Annotated in this window: 15 protein-coding genes; 10 read left to right on the forward strand and 5 right to left on the reverse strand. The window is 65.8% G+C overall.

Annotated features, from left to right (window positions below; translation table 11 throughout):
- The first annotated feature begins 90 nt into the window (after positions 1-90).
- On the forward strand, positions 91-816 hold the full coding sequence (locus Q8M13_RS19335; RefSeq protein WP_305301829.1) for a glutathione S-transferase N-terminal domain-containing protein: 726 nt from the start codon (positions 91-93) through the stop codon (positions 814-816).
- Between the two features lie 48 nt (positions 817-864).
- On the opposite strand, the gene Q8M13_RS19340 is transcribed toward Q8M13_RS19335, so the two are convergent.
- From Q8M13_RS19340 to Q8M13_RS19350, 3 genes are all read right to left on the reverse strand, one after another.
- Positions 865-1,683, reverse strand: coding sequence for an SDR family NAD(P)-dependent oxidoreductase (locus Q8M13_RS19340; protein ID WP_305301830.1), 819 nt, complete (start codon positions 1,681-1,683; stop codon positions 865-867).
- 55 nt (positions 1,684-1,738) lie between these two features.
- Complete coding sequence (locus tag Q8M13_RS19345; RefSeq protein ID WP_305301832.1) at positions 1,739-2,620, reverse strand: TauD/TfdA family dioxygenase; 882 nt, start codon at positions 2,618-2,620, stop codon at positions 1,739-1,741.
- 65 nt (positions 2,621-2,685) lie between these two features.
- Entirely contained in the window at positions 2,686-3,072 is a 387-nt protein-coding gene (locus Q8M13_RS19350) for a VOC family protein (protein WP_305301833.1), read from the reverse strand.
- Between the two features lie 72 nt (positions 3,073-3,144).
- Here Q8M13_RS19350 and Q8M13_RS19355 point away from each other — a divergent pair, with 72 nt between their 5' ends.
- Both Q8M13_RS19355 and Q8M13_RS19360 read left to right on the forward strand, forming a co-directional pair.
- Positions 3,145-4,509, forward strand: coding sequence for an amidohydrolase family protein (locus Q8M13_RS19355; RefSeq protein ID WP_305301834.1), 1,365 nt, complete (start codon positions 3,145-3,147; stop codon positions 4,507-4,509).
- Positions 4,510-4,580: 71 nt separating this feature from the next.
- Positions 4,581-5,000 carry a DUF805 domain-containing protein gene (locus Q8M13_RS19360; protein WP_305301835.1) on the forward strand — a complete coding sequence of 140 codons (420 nt, stop codon included), beginning with the start codon at positions 4,581-4,583 and terminating at the stop codon, positions 4,998-5,000.
- Here Q8M13_RS19360 and chpT read toward each other — a convergent pair.
- Positions 4,997-5,731, reverse strand: a complete 735-nt coding sequence (gene chpT, locus Q8M13_RS19365) for a histidine phosphotransferase ChpT (RefSeq protein WP_305301836.1) — start codon at positions 5,729-5,731, stop codon at positions 4,997-4,999. The two genes, Q8M13_RS19360 and chpT, sit on opposite strands and share 4 nt — an antisense overlap.
- Between chpT and Q8M13_RS19370 the strand changes: the two genes are divergently transcribed.
- Complete coding sequence (locus Q8M13_RS19370) at positions 5,730-5,927, forward strand: DUF3553 domain-containing protein (protein ID WP_305301838.1); 198 nt, start codon at positions 5,730-5,732, stop codon at positions 5,925-5,927. The genes chpT and Q8M13_RS19370 overlap by 2 nt on opposite strands.
- Positions 5,924-6,685, forward strand: a complete 762-nt coding sequence (cysQ, locus tag Q8M13_RS19375) for a 3'(2'),5'-bisphosphate nucleotidase CysQ (protein WP_305301840.1) — start codon at positions 5,924-5,926, stop codon at positions 6,683-6,685. Before Q8M13_RS19370 ends, cysQ begins: the two co-directional genes overlap by 4 nt.
- On the opposite strand, the gene Q8M13_RS19380 is transcribed toward cysQ, so the two are convergent.
- Positions 6,682-6,873 (reverse strand): hypothetical protein, encoded by a 192-nt coding sequence (locus tag Q8M13_RS19380; protein ID WP_305301842.1) that lies wholly within the window; start codon positions 6,871-6,873, stop codon positions 6,682-6,684. The two genes, cysQ and Q8M13_RS19380, sit on opposite strands and share 4 nt — an antisense overlap.
- Positions 6,874-7,102: 229 nt before the next feature.
- Here Q8M13_RS19380 and Q8M13_RS19385 point away from each other — a divergent pair, with 229 nt between their 5' ends.
- The 5 genes from Q8M13_RS19385 (at position 7,103) to Q8M13_RS19405 (ending at position 15,056) form a co-directional block, all read left to right on the forward strand.
- The gene (locus Q8M13_RS19385) at positions 7,103-9,400 is read left to right on the forward strand and encodes a TonB-dependent siderophore receptor (RefSeq protein ID WP_305301844.1); all 2,298 of its coding nucleotides are present in this window, start codon (positions 7,103-7,105) and stop codon (positions 9,398-9,400) included.
- Between the two features lie 87 nt (positions 9,401-9,487).
- On the forward strand, positions 9,488-10,171 hold the full coding sequence (locus tag Q8M13_RS19390) for a Fe2+-dependent dioxygenase (protein WP_305301846.1): 684 nt from the start codon (positions 9,488-9,490) through the stop codon (positions 10,169-10,171).
- 57 nt (positions 10,172-10,228) lie between these two features.
- Entirely contained in the window at positions 10,229-11,026 is a 798-nt protein-coding gene (locus tag Q8M13_RS19395) for an enoyl-CoA hydratase/isomerase family protein (RefSeq protein WP_305301847.1), read from the forward strand.
- 41 nt (positions 11,027-11,067) lie between these two features.
- Positions 11,068-12,258 carry an acyl-CoA dehydrogenase gene (locus Q8M13_RS19400; RefSeq protein ID WP_305301848.1) on the forward strand — a complete coding sequence of 397 codons (1,191 nt, stop codon included), beginning with the start codon at positions 11,068-11,070 and terminating at the stop codon, positions 12,256-12,258.
- A 110-nt stretch (positions 12,259-12,368) separates the two neighbouring features.
- Complete coding sequence (locus tag Q8M13_RS19405; protein WP_305301849.1) at positions 12,369-15,056, forward strand: PAS domain S-box protein; 2,688 nt, start codon at positions 12,369-12,371, stop codon at positions 15,054-15,056.
- Positions 15,057-15,082 lie beyond the last annotated feature (26 nt).

The following is a 15,082-nucleotide window of genomic DNA, read 5'->3' on the forward strand; positions in this document are numbered from 1 at the left end:
CGACTGCTGGCGACACTTTCAGAATTTGTCGATTGAGGCCCCATCCTGCGCGCCTACGGTCAGCCCCTGGTTTTCGAAGAGAGGCTCTCCATGATCGACCTCCACTACTGGCCGACGCCGAACGGAAAGAAGGTCACCATCCTGCTGGAGGAGCTCGGACTCCCCTACCAGATCGTTCCGGTGAACATCGGCAAGGGCGACCAGTTCACCGACGGGTTCCTGCAGATCGGCCCCAACAACCGAATGCCGGCGATGGTCGACAACGAGCCTGCTGACGGCGGCCCGCCGATCAGCGTCTTCGAGTCCGGCGCCATCATGCTGTACCTCGCCGAAAAGGCCGGCCGCTTCCTGCCGACGGACATTCGCGGCAAGTACGAGGTCACCCAATGGGTGATCTGGCAAATGGCCAATCAGGGTCCGAAATTCGGCGAGCGCGGGCATTTCAGCCGGGTTCCCGCCGGCCAGGGCGACCAGTCCTATGCGCAGCGCCGCTTCAACGACGAGGTTCACCGCCTCTACGGTGTGCTGAACAACCGCCTCTATGATCGCCGCTATATCGCCGGCGACGACTATTCGATCGCCGACATGATCTCCTACCCCTGGACCGCCAGCTGGGAGATGCAGGGCATCGACATGGGAGAGTTCAAATACTTCAAGCGCTGGTGGGACGAAATGTCGGCGCGGCCGGGCGTCCAGCGCGGCATGGCCGTCGTCGCCGGGCCCCCGGAAGACCCCGCCACCGTCAGCCCCGAGGAACAGGAGCGCCGCCGCAAGCTGCTCTACAATCAGCGCGCCCGCCCCGCGCCGGCTACTTAGGATTTGGCAAAGCCGTCATCGCCGACGAGCGGCGATGACGGCTGTCGCCTAAACCAGTTCCGCCGGCTTGATCCCAAGCTCCTTCAGCAAGGGCTCGGCATAGTCGACGCGGCCGGTCAGGGTCTTGGGATCCCCCGAGGCCAGCTGGTACACGGCCTCCGAAATGAACTCGATCGGCTGCACCCGGTCCTTGGTGGCCTCGTTGATCAAGCCATGCACCGCGACGCCGGGCGTATCGACCAGCCCAGGCGAGACGACATTGACCGCGATCCCGTCATCATAGACCTCGGAGGCCAAGCCGGTGCTGAACCGCTCCAGAGCGGCCTTGCACATGCCGTAGACCGTCCCGCCACGGCCGCCGCGATAGGGCTTTTGCGGGTGGATGCCGGCCGGCGAGGATATGTTGACGATCCAGCCCTGCTTGCGCGCGCGCATGCCCGGCAGCACCAGCTGCGACAGGTGGAAGGGCGCATAGACCTGCACCTCCATCATCAGCTTGAAGCGCTTCTCGGGAAACTCCTCGACCGGGATAAAATAGGTGATGGCGGCGTTGTTGATCAGGATATCGATGGGGCCGAACGTGGCCTCGGCTTCCTCGACCAGACGCTCACGCTCGCTGGCTTGGGCCAGATCGGCCTTGATGAAAGCGGCATGGCCGCCGGCCTTTCGGATGCGCTCGACGGTGTCGTGAAGCGTGCCGGGCAACCGGCTCTCGCCGCTTTCGGCGGTCCGGGCGGACACCACCACCTTGGCGCCCTCCATCGCCAGGCGCGCGGCGATGGATTCGCCGATGCCTCGGCTAGCGCCGGTAACCAGGGCGACGCGGCCCTTCAACGGCCCATCAGCATTGATGCGGGCTTCGCTCATCTCAAATCTCCCTAATGAAAGTCTTTGTTTTTAATTGGAATGGGCCGCCTGGCCCCTATTCGGCCGGCTCCCTTAGTCTGGAAACCGTACCGGCGCTCGCCCCTGCGGGCCAAGCGTCCACGGTCACGCGCCGCATATGGCGACGCTGGCCGGGATAGTCGTTGAGCGCGAAATGCCAGACCGAGCGGTTGTCCCAGAAGGCGACCGAACCGGCGGTCCAGGCGAACCTGCAGGTAAAGGCTTCATAGCGGGAATGCTCGAACAGGAAGTCGAGCAGCGCCTTGCTCTCGCGCTTGCTCCAGCCCTCGATCCGCATTGTGAAAGCGGGATTCACATAGAGCGCCTTGCGGCCGGTCTCCGGGTGGACCTTGACGATGGGGTGGATGAACTCCCCTACCGCGCCCTCAGCCTCGACCACCTTCATGGTCTTGCGCTCCTGGGCCGAGTGGCCTTGGGATGAATACTCCCGCCCCGCCGAATGGACGCCGTTGAGCGTCTCCAGCGTCGCCTTCAGGCCTGGCGACAGCGCGTCATAGGCGGCCGCCTGGCTAGCGAACAGCGTGTCGCCGCCCCACTCCGGAATCTCGACCGCATAGAGGATCGACCCGATCGACGGCTTTTCGAGGAAGCTCATGTCGGAGTGCCAGCCGCCGCCGAAATTGACGCGGTCCTCGGGCTCCTTGACGATCTCCATCACCTCCGGATGGCCTTCCATGCCGGCCACATATGGATGGATGTTCAGCGGTCCGAAGCGCCGGCCGAAGGCCAGTTGCTGCTCAGGCGAAAGGTGCTGGTCGCGGAAGAACACCACCTGATGCTCGACAAAGGCCTGGCGGATTTGGGCGATGACCTCGTCCGGCAGGTTCGCGCCGAGATCGACTCCGGAAATCTCAGCGCCGAGGGCGCCGGCCACCTTGCGGATCTTCAGAGCGGACATCGTCTCATCTCCCTTGGCTGCCATGATCAAACATCGCATCGGCGCAAAGGGCGAGTCAGAAGCTCTCATTTCGGTTGCAGCAAATCCCACCGGTTTCCATAGAGGTCCTCGAACACCGCCACCGTCGCATAGACCTCGCGGCGCGGCGCCTCGAGAAACTTCACCCCCGCCGCGCTCATCCGCGCATGGTCGCCGTCGAAATCGTCGGTGTGCAGGAAGAAGCCGACCCGGCCTCCCGTCTGGTCGCCGATCCGCGCGGCCTGGACGTCGCCGACCGCCTTGGCCAACAAAAGCCCACCCTGGGATCCAGGCGGCGTCACCACCACCCAGCGTTTACCGCCCCCCATGTCGTCGTCACGGGTGAGGATGAAGCCAAGCTTATCGACATAGAAGCCGATCGCCTCGTCATAGTCGCGCACGACAAGGGTGCTGAGAGCGAGACTCTGGGTCATTCGGTTACCGTTGTGGTCTGGACGGGGCGGCTGCTCAAGGTAGAGTGCGCCGCATATTAGGGGGAGTTCTCAATGCGTATTGTTCCGGCTTCAATCGCCGCCGCCGTCCTCAGCATGGCCGCGGTCAGCCCGGTGCTGGCCCAGACCGCTGCGCCAGCCAAGATTTCAGTCATTCACGCCGGCGCTTTGCTGGACAAGCCAGGCCAGGCGCCGCGCGGCGCCTCGACCATCGTGGTTCGCAACGGCAAGATCGAGTCCGTGCGCGATGGCTTCGTGACCCCGGAAGCCGCCGGCGTCGCCGGCGCCCCCGTGCTCGACCTGCGCGACCAGTTCGTGCTGCCGGGCCTGATCGACATGCACGTCCATATCTTCAGCGACGACGATAAGGTGCGCGGGCGCATGGAAGCCCCGACCCGCGATTACGAAGACAACATGGTCATCGGCATCGATAATGCTCGCCGTACGCTGGAAGCCGGTTTCACCACCATCCGCGACCTGGGTAGCGACATCCATGCCGTCACCGCCCTGCGCGACGGCATCAATTCCGGCCTGTTGACCGGCCCGACCATCGTTCCGGCCGGACGGATGATCTCGATCAACGGCGGCCATGGCGACGGTTCGAACAACTTGAACCGCGAACTGGCCCACATCGCCCACGAGAACTCGGAAAACCTCTGCAGCGGCGCTGACGACTGCCGACGCGCCGTGCGCTCGCAGATCTCGCAGGGCGCCGAGGTGATCAAGTTCGGCGCGACCGGCGGGGTGCTGTCCAATGTCGCCGGGGGCCTCGGCCAACAGCTCTTCGACGACGAGATGAAGGCCATCGTCGACACCGCCCACATGTTCGGCCGCAAGGTCGCCGCCCACGCCCATGGCAAGGAAGGCATCGACGCAGCCCTGCGCGCCGGCGTCGATTCCATCGAACACGCGACCTATACCGACGACGCCACCCTGGCCCTGTTCAAGAAGACCGGCGCCTATCTGGTGCCGACCATGCTCGCCCCGCAGGCGGCGGTGAACCAGGGCCGCGCCGGCTCGCGCTCGGCTAACTCGCTCGCCAAGGCCGAGGAAGCCAACAAGGTCGCGTTCGCCAACCACGTCATCCAGTACAAGTCCGGCGTGAAGATCGCCTTCGGCACCGACACCGGCGTCTCGGCGCACGGTGACAACGGTCAGGAGTTCAAGCTGATGGTCGACGCCGGCATGAGCCCGGCCGACGCCATCAAGACCGCCACGGTCAACGCCGCCGATCTGCTCGGCCGGTCCTCGACCCTGGGCACCCTGGAGCCAGGCAAGGACGCCGACATCGTCGCCGTCGCCAAAAGCCCGCTGAGCGACGTCACTCAGCTGGAACATCCGACCTTCGTGATGCATCGCGGCGTCGTCGCCAAGCAGGACGGCCAGCGTCAGGCCTTCCCGCCCAACGTCAACCCGTAGACGATACGCGTAAAAGTTGCCATCGCGCCCAACTAGGCTAGGTTTCAGAAAACCTAGCTTGGGAGGGCTAGATGGAGCTGATGTTCCAACCGATCCGTAAATATGCGGACTTCTCGGGACGAGCCCGCCGCAAGGAGTTCTGGCTCTTCGCGCTGCTCATCTTCCTGATCGAGATCGTCTTCATGGCGCTGATCAGCGCCGTCGGCGGCCAAGACCTGCTCATGGGCTACCCCGCCTCGGCCAACGTGCCGATGAGCGGGCCGCTCATGGCGGTGGCCCTGCTTCATTTCGCTGTAATGCTGGCGCTGCTGGTTCCCAGCCTGGCCGTGACCTTCCGCCGGCTGCACGACACCAACCGCAAGGGTTGGTGGATCCTGCTGGGCTTCATCCCGCTGATCGGGCAGCTAGTGCTGTTTATCTTCTATCTGCTGGACGGCACGCCAGGCCCGAACCGCTTCGGACCGGACCCCAAGGGGCGCTCGTCTTCCTAGGCCGGGACCGTCGCGGCGAAGGTCACCCGCTCGTCGCCGACGTCGGCGAAGATCCGCCCGCCGGCGTCCGTGGTGAACAGGTGGACATAGTAGGCCTGCACCCAGTGGCCGTGCAGGCCATCGCCCAGGCCTTCGCCGGCCAGGCCGCGCAGGACTTCGGGGCGTAGCCGCGCGCGCGGGCCGACGGCCTCCACGGCGATGGCGATCGACGCGCCTTCAGCGACGGCGCGGATGGTGGCGGTTCCGCCGGTCGGCAGCGCCGCGCCGCCCATCTGAGCCAGGTTCATCAGCAGGCGCGCGGCCGGTTTGTTCACCGCGCTCGCATCAACCTGCCAGTCGAGCTGGGCGCGCATGTGGTTGAAGACGCCCTGGGCCAGCTTGTGCAACTCGCGGGGGTCGAACGTCTCGGCCGAGGCCGAGGCCCCGAAAGCCACCCGCGTGAACGACAGCAGGTCGGTCAGCTTGCGCGCCGAACCCGCGATCAGGTTCATCGCGTCTTCCTTCATGTCCTGGGCGCTGGGATCGTCCAGCAGGTCCAGGCCCGAGACGATGGCGCTGGCCGGACTGATGAAGTCGTGACACATGCGCGCGGCCAAGAAGGCCGCCACCTCTGCGGTGCGCGGCAGGGCCGCCGGGGTCGTCTCTGGTGTGTCGCCGTCCATCATCGCCTGCAACTTGGCCTGATTTGGCGCTTTGGCAAACGCGCCCCAGCACTCTAAGGAACCGGGCATGAACGGTCCCGACCCCTTCCTCGAGCCCGGCGTGCTGGTCAAGCACCCGAGCCAGGACGATTGGGGACTGGGTCAGGTGCAGACGGTGGCGGGACACAAGGTGACGGTGAACTTCGAAAACGCAGGCAAACAGGTGATCGACGCCAACGTCGTGCGCCTGACTTTCATCGGCGAAGATCCGCGAGGCGCGCGATGAGCCGCGACATCGGCGCGGCCCTGGCCGACATCTGCGAAGAAGCCAGCGCCCTGATTCTGCCCCTCTGGCGCACAGGCCTGACGGTCTTCTCCAAGGCTGATGAAAGCCCGGTGACCGAAGCCGACCGCCGGGGCGAAATCCTCATCGTCGAGCGCCTGACCGCCATGTTCCCCGACATTCCGATCGTGTCTGAAGAAGACGCCAGCGAGTTCGGCACGCCTGACGCCATCGGGCCGCGCTTTTTCCTGGTCGATCCCGTCGATGGCACCAAGGCCTTCGTGCGCGGCGATCCCAACTTCACCGTAAATATCGGCCTGATCGAAAACGGCCGCCCTGTCGCGGGCGCCGTGACTGCGCCGGCCTCGGACGAAACCTGGTTCACCCAAGGCGGCCAGGCGATGAAACGCCAGATCGGCGGCGCGGCCGAGCCTGTCACCGTGCGTCCGTGGCCTAAGGGAGCGGCGGTCGCTCTGGTCAGCCACACGATGTCAGAAGAGACCGCGAAGAAGCTTGCGGACCAATATGGCTTCGACCTGCGCGAACCGATGGATTCCTCGATCAAGTTCTGCCGCTTGGCCGAAGGCGCGGCCGACATCTACCCGCGCCATGGACCCACCATGGAGTGGGATATCGCTGCCGGACATGCGGTGCTTCAAGCCGCGGGTGGCCAACTGAAGACGCCTGAGGGCGAGGATTTCGTCTACGGCAAGGCTGATGCGGGCTTCCGCAACGGGTGGTTCGTGGCGCGCGGCGGCTAGACCGCTCGCAAGTCCAACGGGGGCGGAGCGGCAGGCGCCGAAGCCTGCACCGTCCCCAGCGCATCCTGGGCGTAAAGAGCCTGCTGGCCCGCGCCGATGAATAGGTAACCGGCGAACCCGAGGACAAAAGCGAACACCCCGATCCACATGAACGGGCGGACGATGTCGAACACGCTGAACTGAGCCATGGACTTTCCTGGAACTGGCCGGAAGGACCTAAGGTGAACAGCGCAAACCGCCGGGGGTTGCGAGCCTCGCGCGACAAAGTTCGCGGTTTTATCGACCAGGGCGGTTCGGCGACAAGTTGCGACCAAATAGCCACACTCGCCACACTTGCGACTAATTCGCATTGCCAGCCCTAAACCATGTAACTAATAGCGCCTCTCAGTTTCATTCTCATCGAGGCGGGATATTCTCGTGGACAATCGACGGACGAGCGGCGTGCGCGCCTACGCTCGCAAAGCGCTGACCCCAGCCGCAGTGGCCGGCGTCGCGGGGCTGGCCTTCGCGCCGCAACTGGCTCTGGCGGACGACGCAGCGGCCGACGCCGCGACCGAAGTCTCCGGCGTCCAGGTCGAGGGCAAGGCCGCCCTGCAGCCCACCTCGCCGAAGTACACCTCGCAACTGCTCGACACCCCGCGCAACGTGACCGTGGTTCCGCGCGTGATCATCGAGCAGACGGCGGCGACCTCGCTGCAGGATATTCTGCAGACCTCGCCGGGCATCACCTTCGGCGCCGGCGAAGGCGGCCAGCCGCTCGCCGACCGCCCGTTCATCCGCGGCCAGGCCTCGGGCAACAACATCTTCGTCGACGGCGTGCGCGACTCTGGCGGACAGGTCCGCGAGGTCTTCAACCTGGAACAGATCGAAGTCATCAAGGGTCCGGACTCGGCCTACAATGGCCGCGGCTCGGGCGGCGGCAGCATCAACCTGACGACCAAGCGCCCGAAGCTGGAAGAGCAGATCGACGTCTCGGCCCAGGTCGGCACCGACAGTTATCTGCGCGGCGCCATCGACGCCAACCTGCCCATCGGCGAAACCAGCGCCATCCGCATCAACCTGATGGGATCGCAGGGCGACATCCCCGGCCGCAACGCCGTCGATTTCGACCGTTGGGGCGCGGCCATCGCCGCCGGCATCGGCATCGGCACCGATACCCGCGTGACGTTCAGCTACTACCACCTGACCGCCAACAACATGCCGGACTACGGCGTGCCGCTGTACACCAAGACGCCCGGCGCCCCGCGCGCCAACGCCAGCGGCGTCCTGAATGTGCCGCGCGACTCGTTCTACGGCCTCACGGCGCGCGACTTCCAAAAGTCCGAAGCCGACATCGCCACCCTGATCACCGAGCACGATATCAACGACGCGATCACGTTCCGAAACGTGTTCCGCTATTCCAAGACCCTGAACGATTACCTGGTCACCAACCCCGGCGACGGCGGCGTGGCTCAGTTCGTAGCCGGCGAGTGGTGGATGAAGCGCGGGACCAAGTCGCGCTGGAACCAGACCACGACGGTCGCCAACGTCACCGACTTCTATGGCAAGTTCACCACCGGCGGCATCGAGCACAGCTATGATGTGGGCCTGGAGCTGTCGCGCGAGACCAACCGCAACGCCTCCTACCTGATCTACACGACGGCCGGTTCGGCCTGCCCGACGGGCTTCACGAACAACGTCACCGCCGCCGGCGTCGGCGATTGCACCCGCGTCTTCGCGCCGAACCCCAGCGATCCGTGGCAAGGCGTGGTCAATCGTCCTGACGCCTCGGTCAACTATACCCAGACGGTCGGCGTCTACGCCTTCGACACCATCTCGTTCGGCGACAAGTGGTTGCTGAACCTCGGCATCCGCCATGACGAATACTCGGTCAAAGGCCTCGATGTCGCGGTGACCAGCGCCCTGGGCGTGCAGACCGGTACGACCCTGACGCCGCGCAAGGGCGACTGGAGCTTCACGAACTATCAGGTCGGTCTGGTCTACAAGCCGACCCCGAACGGCAGCGTCTACGCCTCCTACGGCACCTCCTCGACGCCGCCGACCATCAGCGGCGGCGATCAGAACGGCAGCTCCGGCAACGGCAGCGGCAACCTGATCAACGTGCTGCTGGACCCGGAAGAAGTCACCTCGGCCGAAATCGGCGTGAAGTGGGCCTTCTTCCACGAGCGCCTCTCCACCTCGGCGGCGCTGTTCCACATGACCCGCGAAAACGCGCAGGTCCTGGTCGACACCGGCATCTACGCCCAGGTCGGCGAGACCATGGTTCAAGGCCTCGAAATCGGCGTCACCGGACGGGTCACCCCCGCCTGGATGGTGTTCGGCGGCTATACCTACATGGACAGCGAACTGGTCCGCGGCGCGTTCAACGGCGTCAACCAAGGTGATCGCCTGGCCAATACGCCGGAGCACTCCTTCAGCCTGTTCACCACCTACGACCTGACCGACGCCTTCAGCTTCGGCGGCGGCGCCTACTACGTCTCCGACAGCTACGGCGGCAACCAAGGCGGCGCAGGTGGCGGGGCCAATGCGGTCTTCGCCCCGGCCTACTGGCGCTTCGACGCCTATGCGTCCTACCGCTTCACCGACACGCTCAATCTTCAGCTCAATGTGAAGAACGTCACAGACGAGGACTACATCGCCCGCACGAACGGTGTTCACCACGCTGATTACGGCCCCGGCCGTCAGGCGATCCTCACCCTCAACGTCCGCTTCTAACCTCCCCCCAGAGGAACGGACGCAAGGCCTCGCCCCCCCAGGGCGAGGCCTTTTCCTTTGGGAGCGCCCGCGCCTAAGGTCATCGCCATGATGCTTCACATCCCCCAGGTGCTCTCCAAGCCGGCCGTCGCCGAGCTGCGCGCCCTGATCGACGCCGCTGACTGGATCGACGGCAACGCCACCTCCGGCTCGCAATCGGCGCTGGCGAAACGCAACGAGCAACTTCCGGAAGGCTCAGAGGCGGCCAGGCTCGCCGGCGAGCGCGTACTGGACGCCCTGGCCCGGAGCCCGCTCTTCGTCACCGCCGCCCTGCCGCAAACGGTGTTCCCACCGCTGTTCAATCGCTATGGCGGCGGCCAAGCCTTCGGGACCCATATCGACAATGCGGTACGCCAGACCCGGACCGGAGACCTGCGCATCCGCAGCGACCTCTCGGCCACCCTCTTCCTGAGCGAGCCCGAGGACTATGACGGCGGCGAGCTGCTGGTCGAGGACACCTACGGCGTTCACGAGGTCAAGCTCGCGGCGGGCGACCTCATCCTCTATCCGGCCTCCAGCCTGCATCAGGTGACGCCAGTCACGCGGGGCGTTCGCACCGCCAGCTTCTTCTGGATCCAGAGCATGGTGCGCGAGGACGCCCGCCGCGCCCTGCTGTTCCAGATGGACATCGCCATCCAGCAACTGGCCGGCAAGGTCGGCGCCGGGGCGCCCGAACTGGTCTCGCTGACCGGGACCTATCACAACCTGCTGCGGATGTGGGCCGAGGTCTGAGGGCTTGCCTTTGCCGTGGCGCGCCGAGAAGGTGCGCCGCAAATGGAGGAAGCCCCAATGGCCTATGAAACGATCACCTACGAGACGCGCGGCCAGATCGGGATCCTCACCCTCAATCGCCCCGACAAGCTGAACGCCATTTCCGCCGGACTGCGACGCGATCTGGAGGCGGGACTGATCGCCGCCCAGGCCGACGACGGCGTTCGGGCGCTTGTGCTGACCGGGGCCGGACGCGGCTTCTGTTCGGGCGCCGACCTGACCGGCCCAGCCCCGGAACGCGACGGCCCGCCCTCGCAGAACGAGCGCCTGGACGAAGAAGCCTGGATGGGCCGCTGGGCGCGTCTGTTGCACGACTTCGACAAGCCGCTGATCGGCGCGATCAACGGCGTTTGCGCCGGGGCCGGCATGAGCTGGGCCCTAGCGTGCGACGTCCGCATCGGTTCCGAGCACGCGCGCTTCAAGACCACCTTCGCCGAGCGCGCGATTTCGCCCGACTCCGGCCTTTCGTTCCTGCTGCCGCGGATCGTCGGCTACGCCAGCGCCGCGGACCTCGTCTTCACTAGCCGCATGGTGCTGGCCGACGAGGCGCTGAAGCTTGGCCTGCTCAACCGCCTGACCGCTCACGAGACCCTGCTGGACGACGCGGTCGCCTATGGCGAACAGATGGCCCAATGGCCGCCGCTGGCCATCCGGATGGCTAAGAAGGTATTGCAGGCCGGCATGGAGACCGATCTCCAGACGGCCGTAAAGTACGAATCCGTCGGCCTGACCCACGCCCGCCGCGCGGTGAACGACGTCAAGGAATCGGCCGCCTCGTTCCGTGAGAAGCGCAAAGGCGTCTACACGGGCACCTAATTTGGGGCCATAAGGCCCAAACATCCCTTAGGAGACGCGCCATGGCCCTCGACACCGGTGATCAACCCAAGACCTTCAACTGGGAAGACCCGCTCGACCTGGCCTCGCGCCTGACCGAAGAAGAGCGGATGGTCTGGGAGTCGGCCAGAGCCTACGCCCGTGAGAAGCTGCTGCCGCGGGTGGTCTCGGCCTATGCCGACGAGCGGTTCGACCGTGAGATCATGAGCGAGATGGGCGCGCTGGGCTTCCTCGGCGCGACCCTGCCCGAGCAGTACGGCGGGGCCGGGGTCAGCCATGTCGCCTATGGCCTGATCGCCCGCGAGATCGAGGCGATCGACTCTGGCTATCGCTCGGCGATGAGCGTGCAGTCCTCGCTGGTGATGTACCCGATCTACGCCTTCGGCTCCGAAGAGCAGAAGATGAAGTACCTGCCGGGAATGGCGCGCGGCGAGATCGTCGGCTGCTTTGGCCTGACCGAGGCCGACGGCGGTTCCGACCCGGCCTCGATGCGCACGGTCGCCAAGAAGGTCGAGGGCGGCTACGTCCTGAACGGCTCGAAGATGTGGATCACCAATTCACCGATCGCCGATGTGGCGTTGGTCTGGGCCAAGCTGGACGGCGTGATCCGCGGCTTCCTGGTCGATCGCGGCTCCGAGGGCCTGACCACGCCGAAGATCCAGAACAAGCTCTCGTTGCGCGCCTCCGTCACCGGCGAGATCGCCCTGGCCGATGTGTTCGTGCCGGAAAATCAGATGCTGCCGGGCGTCACCGGCCTGCGCGGGCCGTTCTCCTGCCTCAACAAGGCCCGGTACGGCATTTCCTGGGGCGCGATGGGCGCGGCCGAGTTCTGCCTGCACGCCAGCCGCGAATACACCCTGACCCGCAAGGTGTTCGGCAAGCCGCTGGCCGCGCGCCAGTTGGTGCAGAAGAAGCTGGCCGACATGCAGACCGAGATCGCGCTCGGCTTCGAGGGCGCACTGGCGCTAGGCCGCCTGCTCGACCAGGGCGCCTGGGTCCCCGAGGCCATCAGCCTGATGAAGCGCAACAACTGCGGCAAGGCCCTGGCCATCGCTCGCGAGGCCCGCGACATACACGGCGGCAACGGCATTTCCGGCGACTATCACGTGATGCGCCACGCCGCGAACCTGGAGACCGTCAACACCTACGAAGGCGCTCACGACGTCCACGCCCTCATTCTCGGGCGCGCCATCACCGGCGAAAACGCCTTCTAGGCTGCGCGCGCAAGTATAGGGACCACAACTAAAGCGACATAAAAGTCGCGCCCCGAACTTTACGTTTACCGACCCACGTTACATTTCGTGTGAACCAAGGGGACGGGGCGATGACGGCGACGCAGCCGCCGCAGGAAACGACGACGACCATCGCGTGGCTGTTCGAGAACAGCCGCGAGGTGATGTTTGTCATCGGGGCGGACAAGCGCTTCAAGCTGGTGAACCCCGCCTTCGAGCGGGAAACCGGCTGGAACGAGGCTGAGGTCATCGGTCAGCTCGCGCGCGACTTCCTGCACCCCGACGAGGATTCCGACGTCGACGCCCACGTGGCGCGTCTGCGGGAAAACGGTTTCAGCGACAACGTCTCGCGCGTTCGCACAAAGGACGGCGCCTGGCGATGGTATGAGGGCCGAGCCCAACTGACCGACGACGGCCAGGTCATCGGCGTGATGCGCGACGCCACCCATGAGCGCGAACGCGACGCAAAGCTCGCCGAGGCCGAGCGCACCACCCGGATGCTGTGCCAGGCCGCCGGCATCGGGGCCTGGACCTACGAGCCCGAGAACGACGAGGTCGTCTGGTCCCCTGATATGCTCGCCCTCACGGGCTACGCCGTCGGTGAAATCTCCACCATGGCGCAGATCGCGGCCATCCTGCATCCCGACGACGACGTTCGGGTCCGCGCTGCGCTGATGGCCGGCATCATCAGGGGCGAACCGCAATCCCTTGAGCACCGGCTGAAGAACAAGTCCGGGTATTGGTCGCACTGGCGCCTCACCTTCCGCACCGAGCCGCGGCCCTGCGGCGAATACGCCCTGATAGGCGTTCATCAGGACATCACCGAGTTGGTGGAAGCGCGGGACGCCGCCGTGCGCGGCGAGCAGCAGATCCTGCAATTGATCGAAAGTTCGCCCTTCGCCGTGGCGATGTTCGACAAGCAACTGCGCTGCATGGTGGTCAGCGAAAGCTGGCGCCAGGCTTTCAGCCGCTCGGAAGACGATCCGATCGGGCGTCCGCTGGCCGGGGTGTTCCCAACCGCGCCCAAGCGCCTTCTGGGCGCCCAGACCCGCGCCCTCGCCGGAGAGGTGGTCACGTCGAAAGAAGACCGCTTCACCGACGGCCAGGGCCGCAAGCGGTGGGTCCGCTGGGAAGCCCGTCCGTGGCGCGACGCCGCGGGCAAGGTCCAGGGCGTGATCTGCTATGTCGATGACATCTCGGCCCTGGCCGAGGCACGTCGCCAAGCCCAGGAGAACGCTCGCCGGCTGAAGATGGCCCTGACCGCCGCCGACGCGGGCGTCTACGAGATCGACCACGCCAACAAGACTTTCTGGGCCAGCCCCGAGTTCAAGAAACTGGTCGGCCAGGAAAAGGCCGACTACGACAGCGCCCTGAACCTCAGCTATCCCCGCTTCCACCCAGACGACCTGGAGGAAGTCCGCAAGGCCTTCAATCAGCTTAGCGAGGGGGAGCGGGCCGCCGGCGAAGCGTTCGAGGCGCGCGCGATCAGTGACGCTGGCCAGGAACGCTGGATCCGCGTCTTCCATCACCTGACCACCGATCGCAAAGGCCGCTGGCTGCGGGGCGTCGGTCTCGTTCAGGACTTCGACCAGCGCAAGCGCCAGGAGCTGGCGCTGATCTCCGCGCAAAGGGCGGCCCAGTCGGCCGGCGAGGCCAAGACCGCCTTCCTCGCCAATATGAGCCACGAAATCCGCACGCCGATGAACGGGGTGATGGGCGTGCTGCACCTGCTGAAGACCGAGACCCTGTCCGAGGACGGTCGCGGCATGCTGGAGGAGGCGCTCTCCTGCGGTCAGATGCTGGCCGAGCTGCTGAACGACGTCATCGACTTCTCGAAGATCGAAGCTGGCCACCTGGAGATGAACCCAGAGCCGCTGGATCCTCGGGCGCTGATCGAGGGCGTCGCGCGCCTGCTGCGGCCACAGGCCGACGCCAAGAACCTGGAACTGATCGTCGAGGCCGAGCCGGATGTCGGCTGGGTGGTTTCCGATCCGGTCCGCCTGCGCCAGGCCCTGTTCAACCTGGTCGGCAACGCCGTAAAATTCACCCTCAAAGGCCAGGTGACCGTCCGCGCCCACCTGCGCCAGCGGGAAGCCGGACAAATGCTGCGGCTGGAGATCGCCGACACCGGGGTAGGAATTCCCGAGGTCGTGCAGCCGCGCATCTTCACGCGGTTCGACCAGGGCGACGCCTCGACCACACGCCGCTTTGGCGGATCGGGGCTGGGCCTTTCGATCACCCAGCGGCTCGCCGAAATGATGGGCGGGACCGTTGGCTTCGCCTCGACCGAGGGACTGGGCTCTGTCTTCTGGCTGGAGGTCGCCGCCCAAAGCAGCGAGCCCAGGCTGGCCGAGCCGAGCGCCCATGAAGGTTGGCTCGACGGAATGAAGATCCTGGTGGTCGAGGACAACCCCACCAACCGAATGATCGCCTCCAAGCTGCTGCAGAACCTGGGCGCGGGGGTCGAGACCGCGGCGGATGGATTGCTCGGCGTCGAGGCGGCCACCGGCGGGAGCTTCGACCTGATCCTGATGGATGTTCAGATGCCGGGCATCGACGGCATGGAGGCGGCCCGCCGCATCCGCGCACTGGGCGGCTCTGTCGCGGCCACCCCCATTGTCGCCCTGACGGCCAACGTCCTGTCGCACCAGCGCCAAGCCTATCTTGAGGCCGGCATGGATGGCGTGGTGGGCAAGCCGATCTCCCCCGGCGTCCTGCTCGCCGAGATTTCACGCCTGGCCCGGCGCGCCGAAGATCAGACCGCCGAAGCGGCCGCCTAGCCCACTTTCACAACGCCGTTCGGCGA

Source organism: Phenylobacterium sp., from assembly GCF_030681155.1.
In the GTDB taxonomy this organism is placed as follows: Bacteria; Pseudomonadota; Alphaproteobacteria; order Caulobacterales; family Caulobacteraceae; genus Phenylobacterium.

Coding starts and splice junctions, on each gene's coding strand:
- Q8M13_RS19335 (WP_305301829.1), top strand. CDS start 91: ATGATCGACCTCCACTACTGGCCGACGCCGAACGGAAAGAAGGTCACC.
- Q8M13_RS19340 (WP_305301830.1), bottom strand. CDS start 1,683: ATGAGCGAAGCCCGCATCAATGCTGATGGGCCGTTGAAGGGCCGCGTC.
- Q8M13_RS19345 (WP_305301832.1), bottom strand. CDS start 2,620: ATGTCCGCTCTGAAGATCCGCAAGGTGGCCGGCGCCCTCGGCGCTGAG.
- Q8M13_RS19350 (WP_305301833.1), bottom strand. CDS start 3,072: ATGACCCAGAGTCTCGCTCTCAGCACCCTTGTCGTGCGCGACTATGAC.
- Q8M13_RS19355 (WP_305301834.1), top strand. CDS start 3,145: ATGCGTATTGTTCCGGCTTCAATCGCCGCCGCCGTCCTCAGCATGGCC.
- Q8M13_RS19360 (WP_305301835.1), top strand. CDS start 4,581: ATGGAGCTGATGTTCCAACCGATCCGTAAATATGCGGACTTCTCGGGA.
- Q8M13_RS19370 (WP_305301838.1), top strand. CDS start 5,730: ATGAACGGTCCCGACCCCTTCCTCGAGCCCGGCGTGCTGGTCAAGCAC.
- chpT (WP_305301836.1), bottom strand. CDS start 5,731: ATGCCCGGTTCCTTAGAGTGCTGGGGCGCGTTTGCCAAAGCGCCAAAT.
- cysQ (WP_305301840.1), top strand. CDS start 5,924: ATGAGCCGCGACATCGGCGCGGCCCTGGCCGACATCTGCGAAGAAGCC.
- Q8M13_RS19380 (WP_305301842.1), bottom strand. CDS start 6,873: ATGGCTCAGTTCAGCGTGTTCGACATCGTCCGCCCGTTCATGTGGATC.
- Q8M13_RS19390 (WP_305301846.1), top strand. CDS start 9,488: ATGATGCTTCACATCCCCCAGGTGCTCTCCAAGCCGGCCGTCGCCGAG.
- Q8M13_RS19395 (WP_305301847.1), top strand. CDS start 10,229: ATGGCCTATGAAACGATCACCTACGAGACGCGCGGCCAGATCGGGATC.
- Q8M13_RS19400 (WP_305301848.1), top strand. CDS start 11,068: ATGGCCCTCGACACCGGTGATCAACCCAAGACCTTCAACTGGGAAGAC.
- Q8M13_RS19405 (WP_305301849.1), top strand. CDS start 12,369: ATGACGGCGACGCAGCCGCCGCAGGAAACGACGACGACCATCGCGTGG.